The organism is Halopenitus malekzadehii (assembly GCF_900108505.1).
Classification (GTDB): Archaea; Halobacteriota; Halobacteria; order Halobacteriales; family Haloferacaceae; genus Halopenitus; species Halopenitus malekzadehii.
Genome location: NZ_FNWU01000001.1, coordinates 762,029 through 777,731 on the forward strand (window position 1 = coordinate 762,029; position 15,703 = coordinate 777,731).

At 66.4% G+C, this 15,703-nt stretch carries 16 protein-coding genes and 1 pseudogene; 10 read left to right on the forward strand and 7 right to left on the reverse strand.

The features are described 5' to 3' along the window. Window position 1: 1 nt before the first annotated feature. Window positions 2-382, reverse strand: coding sequence for a glycine cleavage system protein GcvH (gcvH, locus tag BLW38_RS03790; protein ID WP_092814454.1), 381 nt, complete (start codon window positions 380-382; stop codon window positions 2-4). Window positions 383-476: 94 nt separating this feature from the next. Then, window positions 477-1,559, reverse strand: a pseudogene (gene gcvT / locus BLW38_RS03795) (glycine cleavage system aminomethyltransferase GcvT); the annotation flags it as partial. Window positions 1,560-1,742: 183 nt separating this feature from the next. On the opposite strand from gcvT, the gene BLW38_RS03800 reads away from it, so the two are divergent. From BLW38_RS03800 to BLW38_RS03815, 4 genes are all read left to right on the forward strand, one after another. After that, the gene (locus BLW38_RS03800) at window positions 1,743-2,495 is read left to right on the forward strand and encodes an IclR family transcriptional regulator (protein WP_092814461.1); all 753 of its coding nucleotides are present in this window, start codon (window positions 1,743-1,745) and stop codon (window positions 2,493-2,495) included. Window positions 2,496-3,259: 764 nt separating this feature from the next. Further along, complete coding sequence (locus BLW38_RS03805; protein ID WP_245710041.1) at window positions 3,260-5,623, forward strand: NosD domain-containing protein; 2,364 nt, start codon at window positions 3,260-3,262, stop codon at window positions 5,621-5,623. After that, window positions 5,620-6,378 carry an ABC transporter ATP-binding protein gene (locus tag BLW38_RS03810; RefSeq protein WP_092814464.1) on the forward strand — a complete coding sequence of 253 codons (759 nt, stop codon included), beginning with the start codon at window positions 5,620-5,622 and terminating at the stop codon, window positions 6,376-6,378. The genes BLW38_RS03805 and BLW38_RS03810 overlap by 4 nt, the downstream gene beginning before the upstream one ends. Beyond that, window positions 6,375-7,244: a copper ABC transporter permease gene (locus tag BLW38_RS03815; RefSeq protein WP_092814467.1), complete on the forward strand. Its 870-nt coding sequence runs from the start codon at window positions 6,375-6,377 to the stop codon at window positions 7,242-7,244. The genes BLW38_RS03810 and BLW38_RS03815 overlap by 4 nt, the downstream gene beginning before the upstream one ends. Window positions 7,245-7,271: 27 nt before the next feature. Here BLW38_RS03815 and BLW38_RS03820 read toward each other — a convergent pair whose 3' ends face one another. Beyond that, the gene (locus BLW38_RS03820) at window positions 7,272-7,772 is read right to left on the reverse strand and encodes a winged helix-turn-helix transcriptional regulator (protein WP_092814471.1); all 501 of its coding nucleotides are present in this window, start codon (window positions 7,770-7,772) and stop codon (window positions 7,272-7,274) included. A 202-nt stretch (window positions 7,773-7,974) separates the two neighbouring features. On the opposite strand from BLW38_RS03820, the gene BLW38_RS03825 reads away from it, so the two are divergent. Together BLW38_RS03825 and BLW38_RS03830 are read left to right on the forward strand one after the other, a co-directional pair. Continuing rightward, the gene (locus tag BLW38_RS03825; RefSeq protein WP_394327072.1) at window positions 7,975-8,298 is read left to right on the forward strand and encodes a DUF7471 family protein; all 324 of its coding nucleotides are present in this window, start codon (window positions 7,975-7,977) and stop codon (window positions 8,296-8,298) included. Window positions 8,299-8,447: 149 nt separating this feature from the next. Then, complete coding sequence (locus tag BLW38_RS03830) at window positions 8,448-9,137, forward strand: SCO family protein (protein WP_092815640.1); 690 nt, start codon at window positions 8,448-8,450, stop codon at window positions 9,135-9,137. Here BLW38_RS03830 and BLW38_RS03835 read toward each other — a convergent pair. From BLW38_RS03835 to BLW38_RS03845, 3 genes are all read right to left on the reverse strand, one after another. Continuing rightward, window positions 9,134-9,985, reverse strand: a complete 852-nt coding sequence (locus BLW38_RS03835; RefSeq protein WP_092814474.1) for a sulfite exporter TauE/SafE family protein — start codon at window positions 9,983-9,985, stop codon at window positions 9,134-9,136. The two genes, BLW38_RS03830 and BLW38_RS03835, sit on opposite strands and share 4 nt — an antisense overlap. A 4-nt stretch (window positions 9,986-9,989) precedes the next feature. Beyond that, window positions 9,990-10,574: a nitrous oxide reductase accessory protein NosL gene (locus BLW38_RS03840; protein WP_092814477.1), complete on the reverse strand. Its 585-nt coding sequence runs from the start codon at window positions 10,572-10,574 to the stop codon at window positions 9,990-9,992. A 186-nt stretch (window positions 10,575-10,760) separates the two neighbouring features. Next, window positions 10,761-10,976 (reverse strand): DUF7120 family protein, encoded by a 216-nt coding sequence (locus tag BLW38_RS03845; RefSeq protein ID WP_092814481.1) that lies wholly within the window; start codon window positions 10,974-10,976, stop codon window positions 10,761-10,763. Between the two features lie 174 nt (window positions 10,977-11,150). Here BLW38_RS03845 and BLW38_RS03850 point away from each other — a divergent pair, with 174 nt between their 5' ends. Both BLW38_RS03850 and BLW38_RS03855 read left to right on the forward strand, forming a co-directional pair. After that, window positions 11,151-11,744: a sulfite oxidase-like oxidoreductase gene (locus BLW38_RS03850; protein WP_092814484.1), complete on the forward strand. Its 594-nt coding sequence runs from the start codon at window positions 11,151-11,153 to the stop codon at window positions 11,742-11,744. A 32-nt stretch (window positions 11,745-11,776) separates the two neighbouring features. Further along, window positions 11,777-13,216, forward strand: a complete 1,440-nt coding sequence (locus tag BLW38_RS03855) for an isochorismate synthase (RefSeq protein WP_092814487.1) — start codon at window positions 11,777-11,779, stop codon at window positions 13,214-13,216. Between the two features lie 30 nt (window positions 13,217-13,246). Here the strand turns inward: BLW38_RS03855 and BLW38_RS03860 are convergent, their stop codons facing one another. Beyond that, the gene (locus tag BLW38_RS03860) at window positions 13,247-13,987 is read right to left on the reverse strand and encodes a proteasome assembly chaperone family protein (RefSeq protein ID WP_092814490.1); all 741 of its coding nucleotides are present in this window, start codon (window positions 13,985-13,987) and stop codon (window positions 13,247-13,249) included. A gap of 175 nt (window positions 13,988-14,162) precedes the next feature. On the opposite strand from BLW38_RS03860, the gene BLW38_RS03865 reads away from it, so the two are divergent. Together BLW38_RS03865 and BLW38_RS03870 are read left to right on the forward strand one after the other, a co-directional pair. Continuing rightward, entirely contained in the window at window positions 14,163-15,113 is a 951-nt protein-coding gene (locus BLW38_RS03865; RefSeq protein WP_092814493.1) for an RsmB/NOP family class I SAM-dependent RNA methyltransferase, read from the forward strand. Further along, entirely contained in the window at window positions 15,110-15,682 is a 573-nt protein-coding gene (locus BLW38_RS03870; protein WP_092814496.1) for a DUF7122 family protein, read from the forward strand. Before BLW38_RS03865 ends, BLW38_RS03870 begins: the two co-directional genes overlap by 4 nt. The last annotated feature ends 21 nt before the right edge of the window (window positions 15,683-15,703 follow it).

A 15,703-nucleotide genomic window follows, 5' to 3' on the forward strand; every position in this document is an offset into this window, starting at 1 on the left:
GTCATATCTGCTCCTCGTACTCCTCGGCCGTGAGGAGGTGGTCGACGTCGTCATCGGTGCGTATCTCGACGAGCCAGCCGTCGCCGTGTGGGTCCTCGTTGATGAGCTCCGGCTGGTCCGTGATCGCTTCGTTGACCGCCTCGATCGTTCCCGAGACCGGGAGGTAGATGTCCGAGACGGCCTTGATGCTCTCGACGACGGCGAACTGGTCGCCCCGGTCGAACGTCTCACCCTCCCGCGGCAGCTCCGCGAAGACGATATCGCCGAGTTCGTCCTGCGCGAAGTCGCTGATGCCGATCCGGAGGACGCCCTCCGCGTCGGTCTCGTGTACCCATTCGTGCGATTCTGCGTATCGCCGGTCGGTTGGTATCTCGTGGTCCATGGCGTTATTCGTCGGTTTCGTGGGTTGCGTCGTCGGATTCGTCGGCGTCGTCGGTTTCGTCGGCGTCGTCGGTTTCGTCGGTGTCGACAAGGGAGTCGAGGAACCGCTGGCCGACGATCGTCGCCGGCACCTGCCGCCCGCGTACGTCGACCGCGATCGATGTCCCGGTCGAGGCGTAGTCGGCGTCGACGTATCCGAGCCCGATCGGCTCCGAGAGCGTGGGACTCATCGTCCCGCTCGTGACGTGGCCGATCCGTTCGTCGTCGTGGTGGATCCCGTACCCGCTTCGTGGCACTCCGCGTCCGTTCAGGTGGATGCCCACGAGCAGTTCCTCGGGGCCCGTTTCCGCCTGGATCGAGAGCGCCTCCTTGCCGACGAAGTCGTTCTTCGAGTCGTCGACGACGAACCCGAGTTTCGCTTCGAGCGGCGTTCTGGGTTCTGTTTCCGGGTCGAAATCCTGTCCGGACAGCAGGAGGCCGGCTTCCAGCCGCAGCGTGTCCCGGGCGCCGAGGCCGCAGGGCTGGACGTCCTCAAACGTTCCCCAGAGTTCCCGCGATCGGTCGACGTCGACGAACACCTCGACGCCGTCCTCGCCGGTGTATCCCGTCCGTGCGACGAGACACTCGACGCCGTTGATCGTGGTTCGGACCGCGGAGAATCGGCCGACGTCCGCGATCGAGCCGGCCGCGTTCGCGTCGACGGTCTCGATCGCGTCGGGGCCCTGGATCGCGAACAAGCCCAGATCGTCGGTTACGTCCGTGACCGTGGCGTCCGCGTCGATCGACGCGGCGTGCGTCCTCCAGCGATCGGTCATCTGCGCTCCGTGGCCGGCGTTGGGGACGAACAGGTACGCGTCCTCGTCCGGGTCCCGATAGACGACCGTGTCGTCGATGATGTGGCCGTCCTCGTTCAGGATGCACGAGTACTGTGCGTCCCCGGGATCGAGGTCCCGCACGTCGTTGGTCGTGAGGCGATTCATGAGCGCCGTCGCGTCAGGACCGCGAACCTCGAGCTCGCTCATGTGGCTGACGTCGAAGATCCCGACGGACTCCCGAACCGCGGAGTGTTCCGTGCTGATCCCCGCGTATGAAACGGGCATCTCCCACCCTCCGAAGTCGGTGAACTCCGCCCCGGAGTCGCGGTGTACCTGATACAATGGTGGCGTACGTAGCGACACACGTATATCTGGCCAGTAGAGCGACAAAAACCTTTCTGTGCTTGCGACGAGGACGCTCGACGCCGTCGAAGGGATGCCGTCAGGAGTGATGCCGTCAGTGGTCATCCCGCCGCTGAGGTCGTCATCGGTGGGCCGTCATCGTCGACCGAGTACCTTTATCACTCTCCAACAGCTTTTCCCAATATGGGAAACCAATCGCGAAAGACGTCGAAGACGTCTCTGGAGGCCATCGAGGCGATCCGGGACCTCGAGGGCGCGACGCTGTCGGAGATCGCCGACCACACGGACGTGCCGGTGAGCACGCTGCACACGCATCTGCAGACCCTCCGTGAGATGGAGTACGTGATCCGCGACGACGGCACCTATCGGCTCGGGATGAAGCTCTTTCACCTGGGCGAGCGCGCGAGATGGCGCGATGAACGCTATCATATCGTGAAGGAACACGCGTGGAACCTCTCGAATCGGGTCGGCGAGGAGGTGAGCTTCGCGATCCGGGAGAACGACCGAATGGTCATCCTGCTGGACGAAACCACCGTCCCCTCGGAGGACGGCTTCCAGGTCGGTCGGTACTTCGACCTCCACAGTTCGGCATGTGGAAAAGCGACGCTGGCGAAGCTGTCCGAGTCCTGGGTCGACGACTACGTCGATCGACACGGGCTGCCGGCGTACACCGACACGACGATCACCGATCGCGAGGCCCTCCACGACGAGCTCGAGACGATCCGGAACCGTGGCTATGCGGTGAATGAGCAGGAGGAACTGGAGGGATTGCGGGCTGTGGCCCTCGCGATCGAGGAACCGGACGGCGGCGTCTTCGGAACGCTCGACATCTCCGGGCCGCCGTATCGCCTTCCGGAGGCAGACGTCGTCGCCGAACGACTCCGATCGGCAGTGACGGAGATCGAGGCCGCACTCGAGGAGTACACGCGGTCGTGACGGTCGATCGACTTCAGTTTTCCAGTCTGGGAAACTCGGTCGTCGCCGGTCGCGACGGACGGGGGTGGTGCGTTCGCCGTGACCCGATCGCGGCCGATCCGAGATACAACTGACAAATATATGTGTGTAATGGATCGTCAACTTTCCTCGCGGATCGTCGCTGCCCGTCACGGAGCGCCGACTTCCGCGACCGGGGACCGATCGATCGCGGACTGATCGACCGTGGATCGTTTCACGGAATCCGAACCGACACCGTCACCGCCGATCGGCAGTCATTTCGGCATATCGAAAGATAATATAAACTATGTTACTGGTGTTTATTTGTATATCTGAATAGTTTGGTTCGACGTCTCTCCGATCCACCACCGTCGATCGGCGTCGCCGACGTCGTGTCCGAAGACGCCCGTTTTGTGGGACGAACCGATGATCTCGGAGAGACGTTTACCGCTGCCCCTTGATGCTCGGAGCGTCCCCGACCGTGTTTGAGCTGAAACGGCACGATCGGTCGTATGGGTCGACTCGATCGGGCCGTTGTGAAATCACTACTCCATAAATATAAAATAATATATAAATATAATCAATGTATTAATTGTATTTGGTGTTTATTGACCGAGACGGCGTTCGACATCGAGATCTGCCGATGCAGTCTCGCCCGTCCGATGGCGACGACGATACAGGCCCGACGCGCTCCGGTTCCCGTCGTCGTGGTCCCGTTCGACCGATGTACCAGACGGCCTATATCGCCGGGTGGCGTTGTGTCATCCGTGTCGCGGATCGATCCGTACGGCGATGGCTCGCGTACCGTGGTCCGCCTGGCCTGGCTCACGGTCGCGGCGCTCGTCGTCGTCGCCACGGCTGCGTTCGTCGTCGACGTCGGGACGGCAGCGCCCGACCCGGTCGCATACGATCGAACCGCAGAACTCGGCGTCTCGGCCGAAACGGACGCCGTTATGGCCGGTGCGGTCGAGATACCCACCGCACAGGTGTTCTACTCGCAGTTCCAGTACGTCGTCGGCTATGCAGGGATCGAGACGATGGTCGCCGATATCGACGACCCCCGGACGGAGCGACAGCTCGGCTCCCCGATTGCCGCGTACGTCCGGACGTACGACGACGTGGAACCAACCGTCGACGGTCGTGGCCGCCTGACGACGGCTGGATCGCCGGCCTGGACCCCGGCGGCGGAGGCGGTCTACGTCGTCGGGAGCGACGCCCGGACCACCGCCGGGAAGACGGTCGTCCCGTTCGGGACCACGGATGCGGCCGAGTCGTTCGCGTCGGAGGAGAGCGGCACCGTCATCGCGTGGTCGTCGCTTCGTGAGCGCTCGTTCGACGTCGCGACGGCGGACACGGTTCGGGGGTTCGTTCCCGACCGATGGGCCCGTGCGAACGAGCGGATCGATCGGGCCACCGACCGAACGGACCGACCGGTGTCCGTCGTCGTTGAACCGGATATGGATTCGGCTCGGCAGCCGGATACAGCCCGGCAGGAGGATTCGGCCCGGCAGGAGGATTCGGCCCGGCAGGAGGATTCGGCCCGGCAGGAGGATTCGGCCCGACAGTCGGATCCGGTTCGACGAGCGGGCTCGATCCAGGCGGCGATCGACGCCGCGCCACCGAACACGACGGTTCGGGTCCCTGAGGGAACCTATGCGGAGCAGATCACCGTCTCGAAGTCGATCACCATTGCGGGCCAGGATGCCCGTCTTCGGGGGAACGGAACCGGATCGGTGATCACGGTCGAGTCGGCGAACGTTTCGATCACGGGGGTTCGGATCGCGGGCACCGGGAACCGAACGCGGAACGACGAGGCGATCAGCCAGCCGCCGGGAGACGACGGGGAGGAGCCCGATGACGCGAACACGGACTGGGACGAACACATCCGAACCGGCTACGGGTACGGTGACGCCGCCATTCTGGCGGCCGACTCGCCGGGTCTCGTGGTCGCACACACGACGATCGAAACGAACGCCAGCGGCATCCTGCTTCGGGAGGGATCCGACGCGGTCATCCGGAACGTCCGGGTGATCGGAACGGACGGCTGGCAGGACGGATTTATGGGAGTCACCGCGTTGAACTCCCGGATCACGGTCACCGGGAGCACGTTCTCGGGGGGACGGGACGGGATCTATATTCACCGAGGCGACGGATCAGTGGTCCGAAACAGCACGTTCCGGAACAATCGATACGGGATCCACCTGATGTACACGAGCGATACGCTGCTCGCCGACAACGTGATTCGCGACCAGGAGTTCGGCGGAATCACGGTGATGACGCGTCCCGAAGGGAACGCGATCGTCGGCAACGACATCCGTCGGACGCCGACCGCGATCCAGCCCTCCGGAATCCGGAGCTATATCGGCTACAACACGCTCGTCGACAATGAACTCGGGCTGTCGACGACTGCCCGCGAATCCGTCTACGAGTACAACGTGATCGCCGACAACGGGATGGGTGCGCGATCGACGACTGTCATCCCCTCGAGCGAGATCGCGCGAAACGACTTCGTCGGGAACGACCGACACGCCTCCGCGGGATCCGGGCCGTTGCGGATCTGGGCGGATGACGACCACGGGAACTATTGGCAAGGCGCGTACGAATCGCCGTTCGCCGTGGGCACGACGTCGGCGGATTCGGACGTCGCGGACGGTCCGAACGCTACAGACGGCCCGGACGGCTCGCCGCTCACGCGATCGGCGACGTTCGATCGACCCTATCGGCCGAGTTCACCGGTCGACGCCGCGCTCCACCGGGACCCGGCCGCTACGACGCTCGCGGAATCACCGGCGCTCCGCGCGCTCACCGCGTTCCGGGGATCGGTCCCCGGTGCTCGCACCGGAAGCGTGATCGACCCCGAACCGGCGCGGGCACCGTATTCGCCGGCACGGGTCGATCGGGCGACGACGTCCGGCGATCCTGTCCACGCGGACTGGTGGCAGGACCTGCTCAACGGCACGCGCGGTTCCCCCGATTCGGCCGACAGCACACTCCTGGAGACCGAAATGACCAACGACACGGCCGACAACGGCGGCACGGACAGCTCCGCCGACACGAACAGCCACGACACGAACAGCACCGCCGACACGGACGACATCGAGGACGGAACCGGCGCGGGTGCGACGCAATGACCGAGACACGGCCACTCATTCGGGTCGACGGTATCACGCGAACGTACGGCGGCGTCCCGGTACTTGCCGGCATTTCCGCTGACATCCATCCCGGCGTGACGGCCGTGGTGGGCCCGAACGGGTCCGGAAAATCGACTCTGTTGCGCCTCCTCGTCGGCGAGACCTCACCCATCGATGGAACGGTTCAGTACGAGGGACCGAACGCTCCAAAACGGATCGGCTATCTCCCGCAGCGGGCGTCCTTCCGGGAGTCGTTCACCGCTCGGGAAACGCTCGCGTTCTACGCGCGACTGCTCGGCAAGCGCCCGGACGGGCATCTCGAGCGTGTCGGCTTGTCCGATGCAGCCGATCGATCTATCGGGGATCTTTCGGGCGGAATGCGTCGATTGTTGGGCATCGCGCAGGCGACGATCGGCGATCCGCCCGTTCTCGTCCTGGATGAACCGACGAGCGGTCTGGACCCCACAATGCGTGATCGGATATTCCGGTTGGCGGAGGAGTACGCGACCGCCGGCACCGCGGTCGTCGTGAGCACCCACGACCTCGATCTGGTCGACCGCTATGCGGACCGCGTGCTCTGTCTGCGACACGGGTCGGTTGCGGCGTCGGGGTCGCTCTCGGATCTCTACGCCGCTCACGGCGTGGAGACCGCAACCGACCTCTACCGATCGATCGTTCACGACTCGAGCATCGAGACGGACCCATCCGAAGAGCCCACCGGGTCGGTCCACGTTACGGGGGTGTCGGACCGATGACCGCGTCACGGTCGCGCGTCTTCGGCGCCGTCCTCCGTCGCGAGCTCGCGACGGTCGTTCGAACCCCCGGTTACTGGCTCACGGTTTTTGGACTCCTCGTCGTGCTTGGCGGGGTTCTCGCCGTCGGTGGCGGCGGCGAAACGGGATTCATACCCACGATCGTCGACCTGCTGATGCCGACCGAGGTAGTCGTTCCGGTAGTTGCGGTCGTGCTCGGGTACCGCGCCTTGCTCGCCGACGTCGAGGAGCTGGCGATGATCCGGACGTATCCGGTCTCGATGGCTACGTACGTCTGTGGCGTCTTCGTCGCTCGCGTTGCCGCACTCGTGGGATCGATGGTCCCGTTCGCGCTGATCGGCGGGGTCGTCTGGCTTACCGCGAGTCCGGACACGACCATCTACGCCACCCACACCGGCGTCGATTCGCCGTTGCTTTTCGTCCGGTTTCTCGTCCTCGTCGTCCTGCTCGGGATCCCGTACCTGTCGATGTCGATGGTTGCCGGCGTGGTCGCGAGCAGCCGGCGAGGAGCGATCGCGCTCGCCGCGCTCCTTCTCGTCGGCGGCGTGCTGGGCGGCGACCTCGCCGTGGTCGGATCGCTGGGCGGTGGCGCCGGCAGCGGATCGCTTCCGGCCCGCGTCGCGATCCCGCCCAACGGCGCCTTCCGGGGGCTCGTCTTCGAACACGTCGTCGGGGTCGCACTGCCCCCCGATTCCGGATTCGTGTCGTCCCGGGCGGCGATCGGGATCCTCATCGGCTGGACGGTGGTGGGCGTCGGGAGCGCGGTCTGCACCCTGACGGTCGGCGGCGCAGTCGGCGATCGCCTCGAGCGGCTTCGAGTGCGGATCGAGTCCGTCCGTGATCGGTGAGTCAGGGCGGGCGATGGGGTCCGTGAGTCACAGGAGTTCGTCCACGCTTCGGAGGAAGCGGTCGACGAGCCGGTCGGACAGCGAGGGTGACACAGTATCGACGAGCTGCGCGGTTCGTGCCGGGCGCGTGAGCGAAACGGTCATCGGTGACGACGGCGATTTCTCGACGACGTCGTGTTCCGCAAGCGTCGAGAGGTGCCACGAGACGGTGCTCTCGGCGAGATCCAGGTCGGTCGCGAGCGTGCCCGGCCGTCGGTCCCCGTCCGCCGCGAGGCGAACGACGATGCCGCGTGCGGTCTCCCGACGGAGGAACGCGATCGTCCGTCGATCCCACGGATCGAACGACGGCGCGAAGTAGTGGGTCTTTCCGCCGACCGGCTCCTTGACGACCGTTCCCTCACGGGTGAGGCGACGGAGATGGTACTGGACCTGCCCGGTCGCGAGATCGAGGTCGCGACCGATCCGCCGGAAGTGGAGCCCGGGCGTGGCGTGGACGTGCCGACGGATCCGATCCCTGGTGTCGGACATTGCATACTGGTCGCGTCCCGATCGTGGTTAATCGTGTGCCGGTTTTCAGCGCGTGGGAACGGCGATCGGGACGTGGCTCCGCGTCACTGACCGGCCGTTCGATCCGGGCGAACACCGTTCGGCCGTTCGATCCGGGCGATCGCTCGTCGACCGGTGTCCTTCTTATCCCGGCGTCCGTACATCCGTCGTGATTCGGACAGTGCTGGGGCAGGTGACCTGGGGCGTTGACGCCGCGGTCCCGATCCTCGTGGTTATCCTGTTGGCGTCGGTGGGAACCGGCCTGCTCTTCGTGGTGAGCGTGGTCGCGTACCGCCGCCGTCGACGGCCACAGTACGGGCTGATCGCGGTCGCGATCGGGGCACTGTGGCTTCGGTCGGTGGTCGGCGCCGGAACCGTTCTCGGCGTCGTGCCGATGCCCGCACACCACTTCATCAGCCACTCCCTCGATCTGCTGACCGCCGGCACCGTGCTCTATGCGGTCTACATGTACGCACCGGGATCGGTCGCTGCGCCCGACGATCGGTGACGACCTCGCTTCGGTGGTCGGGATCGACGAGCGGTCCCTGCGGCGTGTCGATCCCAGCGGCGTGTCGTCCCGACCGCGTCCCCATCCAGTCTGGTGCGTTCGTCGAACGTGCCAGACCGACTATGGCCGGTGTGGGCGTGGGGATCACTATGCGACGACGAGCGCTGCTGTGTGGGATCGGGGGCGGAACGGCCATCGCGATGGCCGGGTGTCTCTCGGCCGTTCGCGACGAGACGCCCGCGAACGTGGTCCTCGATCCACAGTCGGACCAGCGAGCCGACAGCGCGGACCTGGCGTATCCTGCCTACGGCGAACCGCTTCCGGCCGTCGAACTCCCCGACCCACTGACCGACACCCGGATCGATACCGGCGATCTCGATCGAACCGCGGTCGTCACGGCGTTCTTCGCGACCTGTCCCGCCGAGTGTGGGGTCCTGCTCCGTCGACTGGCCGACGTGCAGACGATGGTCGACGACCGTGGACTGACGCCTTCGGTCGTGTTCCTGCCGATCACCTTCGACCCGGAGCGTGACGATGCCGACGCGCTTCGGGACCACGCCCGAATGGTCGATGCGGATCTGGACGCCGGCAACTGGCACTATCTCCGTCCCGAGTCGCCCGCTGCCGCCGAGCGCGTCGTCGAGGACCGGCTCGGGATCGGGTTCGAGCGGGACACGACGAGCGATCGCGTCTCGGGATACGACTTCACACACGCCGTCGTGACGCTGCTCGTGAACCCGGACGGGATCGTTGAACGGGCCTATCGCGGCGAGGCGATCGATCGCGATCGCGTCGCCGACGACGTCGAGGCGGTCGTGGTCGGCACCGAACGGAGCTAGTGGGCCATCCCGGTTCCCGAGAGGGGGTTCCAGAACGGGAACATCGGATGCGGAACGTGGATGCCGACGGCCATCAGTCCGTGCGCGAGAAGCACGTATCCGAGCACGACGAACACGACGCCGAGTATGCGGTGGAGCTGCCGACGTCGTCGAACGCCCAGTCCCTGAATCACCGTTCCGTACGCGAACACGGCCGGAATCGTTCCGACGCCCAGCGCGGCGAGCGCGATCCCGCCTGCAGTCGGTGACCCACTCGCGAACGCGTAGAGGTACGCCGGATAGAGGATCGGACACGGCAACAGCCCGTGGAGGCCGCCGAGGAGGACGATCCCCGGGCCTCCCGCGAGGCCATCGATCCGGCTCGTCAGGACGCTCGTGACACGGTGCACGCCGGGAAGGTGGATCCCCGCGGAGACGCGGCCCAGCACGTATGACACGCCGATCGCGATGACGAGGGCGCCGATGAGGATGCCGACGATCGCCCGAAGGAGCTGTGCCGCGGCGGTGATCGCGTCGAGGCCGAGAAACACCGTCCCGCCGAGTGCGCCCATCGCGGCGCCGATGAGCGTGTAACTCACGGTTCGCCCGAGGTTGAACAGCGCGTGCTGTCGAACTTCGTACACCGAGAGGTGGTCGCGGCGGGATGCCGGATCGGTCCGTGATCCACGCTCGGCTTGTGGACCGGTTCCCGTGACCGGTTCGCCGCCGTCGGGTTCCGGCGTCGCCGTCATTCGGGTGCCGTAGATTGTAACCAGCGGCCCGCACATTCCGATGCAGTGGGCGCCACCGAGGAGTCCGATCGTGAGAAACAGCGCGACGTCGACGCCGATGACTGCCGGGAGCGCCATCGTGCTATTCGCCCTCGCGGAGCCCCTGGACGAGCGCCCGATCGATGTCGTCAAACCCGATCGGTCGCCCGCCGTGGTCGTCGACGAACGCTGCGGCCTCGTCCGCCTCGGAGAAGGGGTGGAGGCCGGGACCCATCCCGCCCCGAACGTCGCTTTCGACGACGTAGGTGAGCGCCGTCGCATCGGCGAACGTCTCCGGTGCGGTCGGGGAGGGCATCGTCGGGCCGGCATCTCGGTCCTCGATCGTCCAGTCGACGGCCGAGAAATCGGTCACGTAGATGACGTCGGCCTCCCAGCCCCGGTCGAGTCGGTCGAAGTGGAACGGAAACAGGCTGAACACGAGCGTGTGAAACCAGAACGGGCCCTCCTCCCGGTCCGGCGGCGTGTGCTCCGCGTAGTAGATCTGCCCGTTCGCGCCGCCGTGGGGACCGATCTCCATCCCGTGATCGTCGTCGAACGTCCCTCCGGAGAGATCGACCGGTTCCGGATCCGGACCGCCCGACCCGGGAGCGAGCCGATCGAGACACCCGGCCGTCGATCCGATTCCACCGATCGTCGTGGCCGCCGTGAGAAACTGCCGTCGTTCCATCGAATCATCCTACACACCGTCGCTACAAGCCGATTCTGGTGCGATCGTCGAACGTCGCGGCACTCGTCCGACACCGTCGATCGATGGCCTCGCTTTCACCGCCCGTTCACAAACGATCGTGGTCGCATCTGCCGCCACACGATCGGGTTCGGATGCCGACGTCGATGACGTCGCGGTGAGCCAAACTTAAAAGACGTATTCGTCCTCGTGGCCCATCATTCCCTCTTCTTCGAAGCCCGGTCCCTCTTCCTCGTCCATCGGTCCGCTGGTCTTGTACGCCTTGATCCCCGTCGACAGGAGTTCCTCGATCGCCTCCTCCCGGTTGAGGAACTCGCCCTGCTCGACCATTTGAGCGATCTGCATCTCCTGATGTTCCGGGACCGTGATCTCGACTTTCGGCATTCTCTACCCCGTCGTAATTCGAGGGGATATATAAACCTACTGCCAAACTCTCGGGGATACGAAAAGACGATTCCGTTCGAGAGAACGTTTAATTGAGTATTCTGAAAGAATAGTTTAAAAACCACAATGTTTTCGACCCGACACCCATAGGTGGATCCGGCTCCGATCGACGGTATGGTCGAGGACGTTACGGATCTGTACCGCGAGTTCGGGGAGAACCGGCTCCCGCCTGGCCAACGGCAAACCGACCGGTTTCCGGTGCTTTCCAAGAGCGGGACTCCCGATTATAACCCTGCCGATTGGCGGTTCGAGGTGTACGGTGCCGTCGACGAGCAGCTCACCTACGATCTCGAGTCCTTCGCGGCGCTGCCGCACGTCCGCCAGCGCCAGGACTTCCACTGTGTGACCGGCTGGAGCCGGTTGGACTGCGAGTTCGCCGGCGTCCCGTTCGTCGAGATCGCCGACCGGGCTGGCGTCGACGCCGATGCCGAACACGTCCTGTTTCACGCGCTCGACGGGTACACGACCGACCTGCCGCTGTCGGCGTGTCGTCGCGAGGAGGTGCTGTTCGCCGACGGACTCGACGGTGAGGACCTTCCCGCGGATCACGGTGGACCGGTCCGGGTCGTCACGCCACACAAGTACGCGTATAAAGGTGCGAAGTGGGTGACGGGCGTCGAGTTCCGTACCGAACCGCAGCGCGGCTACTGGGAGAAGCGCGGGTATTCGGAGACGGCGAACCCCTGGAACGAGGAGCGGTATAGTTAGCGTAAAGGGTGTCGCTCACCGATCCCGTGTCAATGGACCCGTTCGCGCTGACCGATTCGTCGCGGCTCGTCAGCCGTGCCCGGCGGATCGACGATCCGTCGTTCCGCGCGGCCTTCGAGGCGATCGAGACGCCACGCGTCGTGTGGGGCGCGCCCGAGGAGTCGACGGTGATCGGCGGCGGCGCGGCCGCGACCCTGACGGCCAGCGGCCCCGATCGGTTCGCCACGATCCGTGATGGTGCCGACCGGCTGTTCGCGTCCGGCGACGTTCACGCCGGGACCGAGGCCGCCCGTCCGCGGCTGTTCGGCGGGTTCGCGTTCCACGAGGCGGCGACGGACGGGGAACCCTGGACGTCGTTTCCCGAGGCGTGGTTCGTCTTCCCCCGCGTCCAGGTCACCGCGGCCGACAACGGGACGTGGGTAACGGTCAACGCGGTGGGTCCCGACGTCACGGCGACCGACGTCGAACGCCGCCTCGACGAGGCGGTGACGACGTTTGACGCGCTCGGCGCAGCCGACCGGGAAGCCGACGATCACGGCACCGACGCGTCGGACGGAACTGCCGATCCGGATCGGAATCCGGACCGTCCCGGGATCGTCTCCCGCCACCGAACGACGACACGTGCGGAGTGGCGGACCGGCGTCGAAGCCGCCGTCGATCGCATTCGGCAGGGCGATCTCGAGAAGGTCGTTCTGGCACAGGCGCTTGCGGCTGAACTCCGGGATGATGCGCCACGATGCGCGATGATCGATCGACTGCGGCACCGGTATCCGAACTGTTACCCGTTCCTCATCGAGACCGATGCGGCCGGAACACCGGATGCGGCCGGAACGCCGGATGAGACCGGCACACCGGATGCGGCTGGCGCGGCCTTCGTCGGCGCGACCCCGGAACGGCTCGTCTCGATGCGCGGACGTACGGTCGAGACCGACGCGCTCGCGGGCACCACGGGACGAGGTGAGACGCCCGAGGAGGACGAGTGGCTCGCCTCGGAGCTGGCCGCCGACCGGAAGAACGGACACGAACACGACCTCGTCGTTGAGGCGATCCGCGACCAACTCGAGCCGTTTACCGCCTCGATCTCGACCGGCGATCGGCGCATCAAGCGGCTGGCGGAGGTCCAACACCTCCACACCCCGATCACGGCGGATCTCGCGGCGACCACCCACGTGTTGGAGCTCGTGGAGGCCCTCCATCCGACGCCGGCGGTCGGCGGGCTCCCGCCCGCGGCCGCGCTCGAGACGATCCGCGAGACGGAGCCGTTCGACCGCGGCTGGTACGCCGCCCCGGTCGGCTGGATCGACGCGGCGGGCAACGGAACCTTTACCGTCGGCATCCGGTCCGCCGTCTTTGAGCGGCGCCAGGCGACGCTGTTCGCCGGCGTCGGGATCGTTGCCGATTCGGACGCCGACGAGGAGTGGGACGAGATACAGCTCAAGTACCGGCCGATCCTGAACGAACTCGAGGACTGACGGAGCGGACCGAATCCGGACGCCGTTCGATCACTGATACATACGGAGCGGACGCGCCTCGGTGCTCTCCTCCTCGATGTCCTGCATCCGCATCGCGAGCTGCTCCTTCGCGCGCTGGATCTCGTCGGCCCGATCGACGAGCGTGTCCGTCGGGATGTCGACGTCCGTGATCGGTTCGATCCCGTGTGTGATAAGGGCCCGCGATGCCTCGGGATCCGGGAACTGCGGGTCGGACTCGACGACCAGTCCGACGGCCGTTCGATCGTTCTCCAACGCGTGGGACAGGAGGGCGCCCGTCGGCCCGGTGACGAGCCCCATCTCCGAGGGCGCGTCGATGCCGGCTCGATCGAGATGCGTACCGCCCTCGCCGGTCGCGATCCCGTACAGCGCCGGCGGGGCCGCCTCCTTCTCCGCCGGGCGACCGGAGAGGTATAGCGGGGTGACGGCCTCCTCCTCGAACCAGCCGGCGACGCAGTCGGCGAACTCGGTCGCCGCGGCCGGCGAGACCGGCACGTCGCTTTGCAGAACCAGCAGATCGCGTTCGGCGTCGGCGTAGATCCGCACCGGCGTCGACAGCCGCGAGTCGTCCTCGGGATAGGTCACGACCGGCGGGATCCCCTCACAGTGGACGTTCGCGTAGTGAATCATATCGAACGCCTCCACGATGTGGTCGGCGGCGATCTTCCCCACGAGCCCGACGCCCGGGAGCCCCTCGATCAGGAACGGCGCGTCGAGTTCGACGTCCTCGGCGAGTACGTTTATCCGAGCCATACGCGACGGTTCGGCGGCCAGCCACTTATAACGCCGCGCGGCCCGGAGGCGATGGGTGCCGTCGCCGATCCGTGACCGTCGTCGGTTCCTGACCGGCGGTCATCGATTCCGGACGCCGGATGGGCCGTCGGGATGGAGTCGAAATCGACAAACCGACCCGCCGCGAACCCGGCGTATGAATCCACTCGAGCGGTACCTCCCGCTCGTCGACGACGAGGACGCGTTCCTTGCGGCCTGCGACCGGCCGCTGCCGTCGGTCGTTCGCACGAATCCGATCGCGGCGGCGCCCGAGCGTGTGCGTCGGGCCTTCGACGAGGAGGGGATCGACTACGAACCGGTCGACTGGCACGACGGCCTCTTCCGGCTGCCGGCGGGAAGCCCCGGCACGAACTGGCCGTACGTCCACGGCTGGATCCACGGCCAGGAGGAGGTCTCGACGCTGCCCGGACTCGCCCTCGACGCGCAGCCGGGCGAACGCGTGCTCGATACGTGTGCGGCGCCGGGCAGCAAGACGACCCAGATCGCGGCCGATATGGACGACCGCGGCACCCTCGTCGCGAACGACAACAACCTCGGCCGGCTCTCGGCGCTGCGCCACAACGCCGAACGGCTCGGGGTGACGAACGTGGCCGTCACGAACCAGGACGCACGGAACCTCTCGCTGCGGCCGTTCCCGTTCGACGCGTTCGACCGGGCGCTCGTCGACGTTCCCTGCTCGTGTGAGGGGACCTGCCGGAAGAACCCGGACGTTCTCGACGAGTGGACGCTCGACCACGTCCACGCGATCGCCGGCGTGAGCAAGGGGATCCTGACCCGCGCCATCCAGACGACTCGACCGGGCGGCGTCGTCGTCTTCTCGACGTGCACCTTTGCACCCGAGGAGAACGAGGCCGTCCTCCAGCACGTCCTCGAGTCGGAGCCGTGCGAGCTGACGACCTTCGACCTCCCGCTCCGGACCGAGCCCGGGATCACCGAGTGGGACGGGGAGACGTTCAACGACGCGATGAAGCGGGCACACCGGATCTATCCCCACCACAACGACACGGGCGGGTTCTTCTGCGCGAAGCTTCGCGTGACGGCGGCACAGCAGGACGGGTCCGGAACCGACGGGGTGACCGCACGATGAGCGACGACGGATCGGACCCATCGAACGACGACGGATCGGACTCCCCAAGCAACGACGGCCAGCGCTTCGATCGACTCCCCGAGACCGCCGCGGACCGGGCCGTCCCGGGTCGGCCGACTCGTGAGGAGGTCCTCGCGTGGTGGGAGGACCGCTTCGGCATCGACCGGTCGGTCCTGGAGCCGTACACCTTCCTCGAGAAGGGCGCCGGAAAGGTCTGGATCTATCGCGGGGAGGCGACCGACCCGTGCCGGATCGAGGCGCTTGGAATGGCGTTCCTGCGGACGCGCCAGGAGCACTGGAAGCCGACGACGCGGGCCGTCTCCCGATTCGGCCGGCACGCGACCCGTAACGTGGTCGAGCTCGACCCCGCCGAGGCGGCCCGGTTCGTCGCCGGCGAGGACCAGCCGATCGACCGCTGGGACGGCGACTGGGGGTACCTGATCGCCGCCCACGAACTGTCCGGCGATCGGGAGCCGATCGGCGTCGGGCTCTATCTCCACGGCGAACTCCGATCGCGGGTCCCGAAGGGGAGCCGGACCGACGTCGGACGGCTGGACGGTGAGGAGTAGCGCGGGCGTCGATCGGGGCCG

Coding starts and splice junctions, on each gene's coding strand:
- BLW38_RS03800 (WP_092814461.1), top strand. CDS start 1,743: ATGGGAAACCAATCGCGAAAGACGTCGAAGACGTCTCTGGAGGCCATC.
- BLW38_RS03840 (WP_092814477.1), bottom strand. CDS start 10,574: ATGGAACGACGGCAGTTTCTCACGGCGGCCACGACGATCGGTGGAATC.
- BLW38_RS03860 (WP_092814490.1), bottom strand. CDS start 13,987: ATGGCTCGGATAAACGTACTCGCCGAGGACGTCGAACTCGACGCGCCG.
- BLW38_RS03850 (WP_092814484.1), top strand. CDS start 11,151: ATGGTCGAGGACGTTACGGATCTGTACCGCGAGTTCGGGGAGAACCGG.
- BLW38_RS03820 (WP_092814471.1), bottom strand. CDS start 7,772: ATGTCCGACACCAGGGATCGGATCCGTCGGCACGTCCACGCCACGCCC.
- BLW38_RS03830 (WP_092815640.1), top strand. CDS start 8,448: ATGCGACGACGAGCGCTGCTGTGTGGGATCGGGGGCGGAACGGCCATC.
- BLW38_RS03845 (WP_092814481.1), bottom strand. CDS start 10,976: ATGCCGAAAGTCGAGATCACGGTCCCGGAACATCAGGAGATGCAGATC.
- BLW38_RS03835 (WP_092814474.1), bottom strand. CDS start 9,985: ATGGCGCTCCCGGCAGTCATCGGCGTCGACGTCGCGCTGTTTCTCACG.
- gcvH (WP_092814454.1), bottom strand. CDS start 382: ATGGACCACGAGATACCAACCGACCGGCGATACGCAGAATCGCACGAA.
- BLW38_RS03870 (WP_092814496.1), top strand. CDS start 15,110: ATGAGCGACGACGGATCGGACCCATCGAACGACGACGGATCGGACTCC.
- BLW38_RS03865 (WP_092814493.1), top strand. CDS start 14,163: ATGAATCCACTCGAGCGGTACCTCCCGCTCGTCGACGACGAGGACGCG.
- BLW38_RS03855 (WP_092814487.1), top strand. CDS start 11,777: ATGGACCCGTTCGCGCTGACCGATTCGTCGCGGCTCGTCAGCCGTGCC.
- BLW38_RS03810 (WP_092814464.1), top strand. CDS start 5,620: ATGACCGAGACACGGCCACTCATTCGGGTCGACGGTATCACGCGAACG.
- BLW38_RS03815 (WP_092814467.1), top strand. CDS start 6,375: ATGACCGCGTCACGGTCGCGCGTCTTCGGCGCCGTCCTCCGTCGCGAG.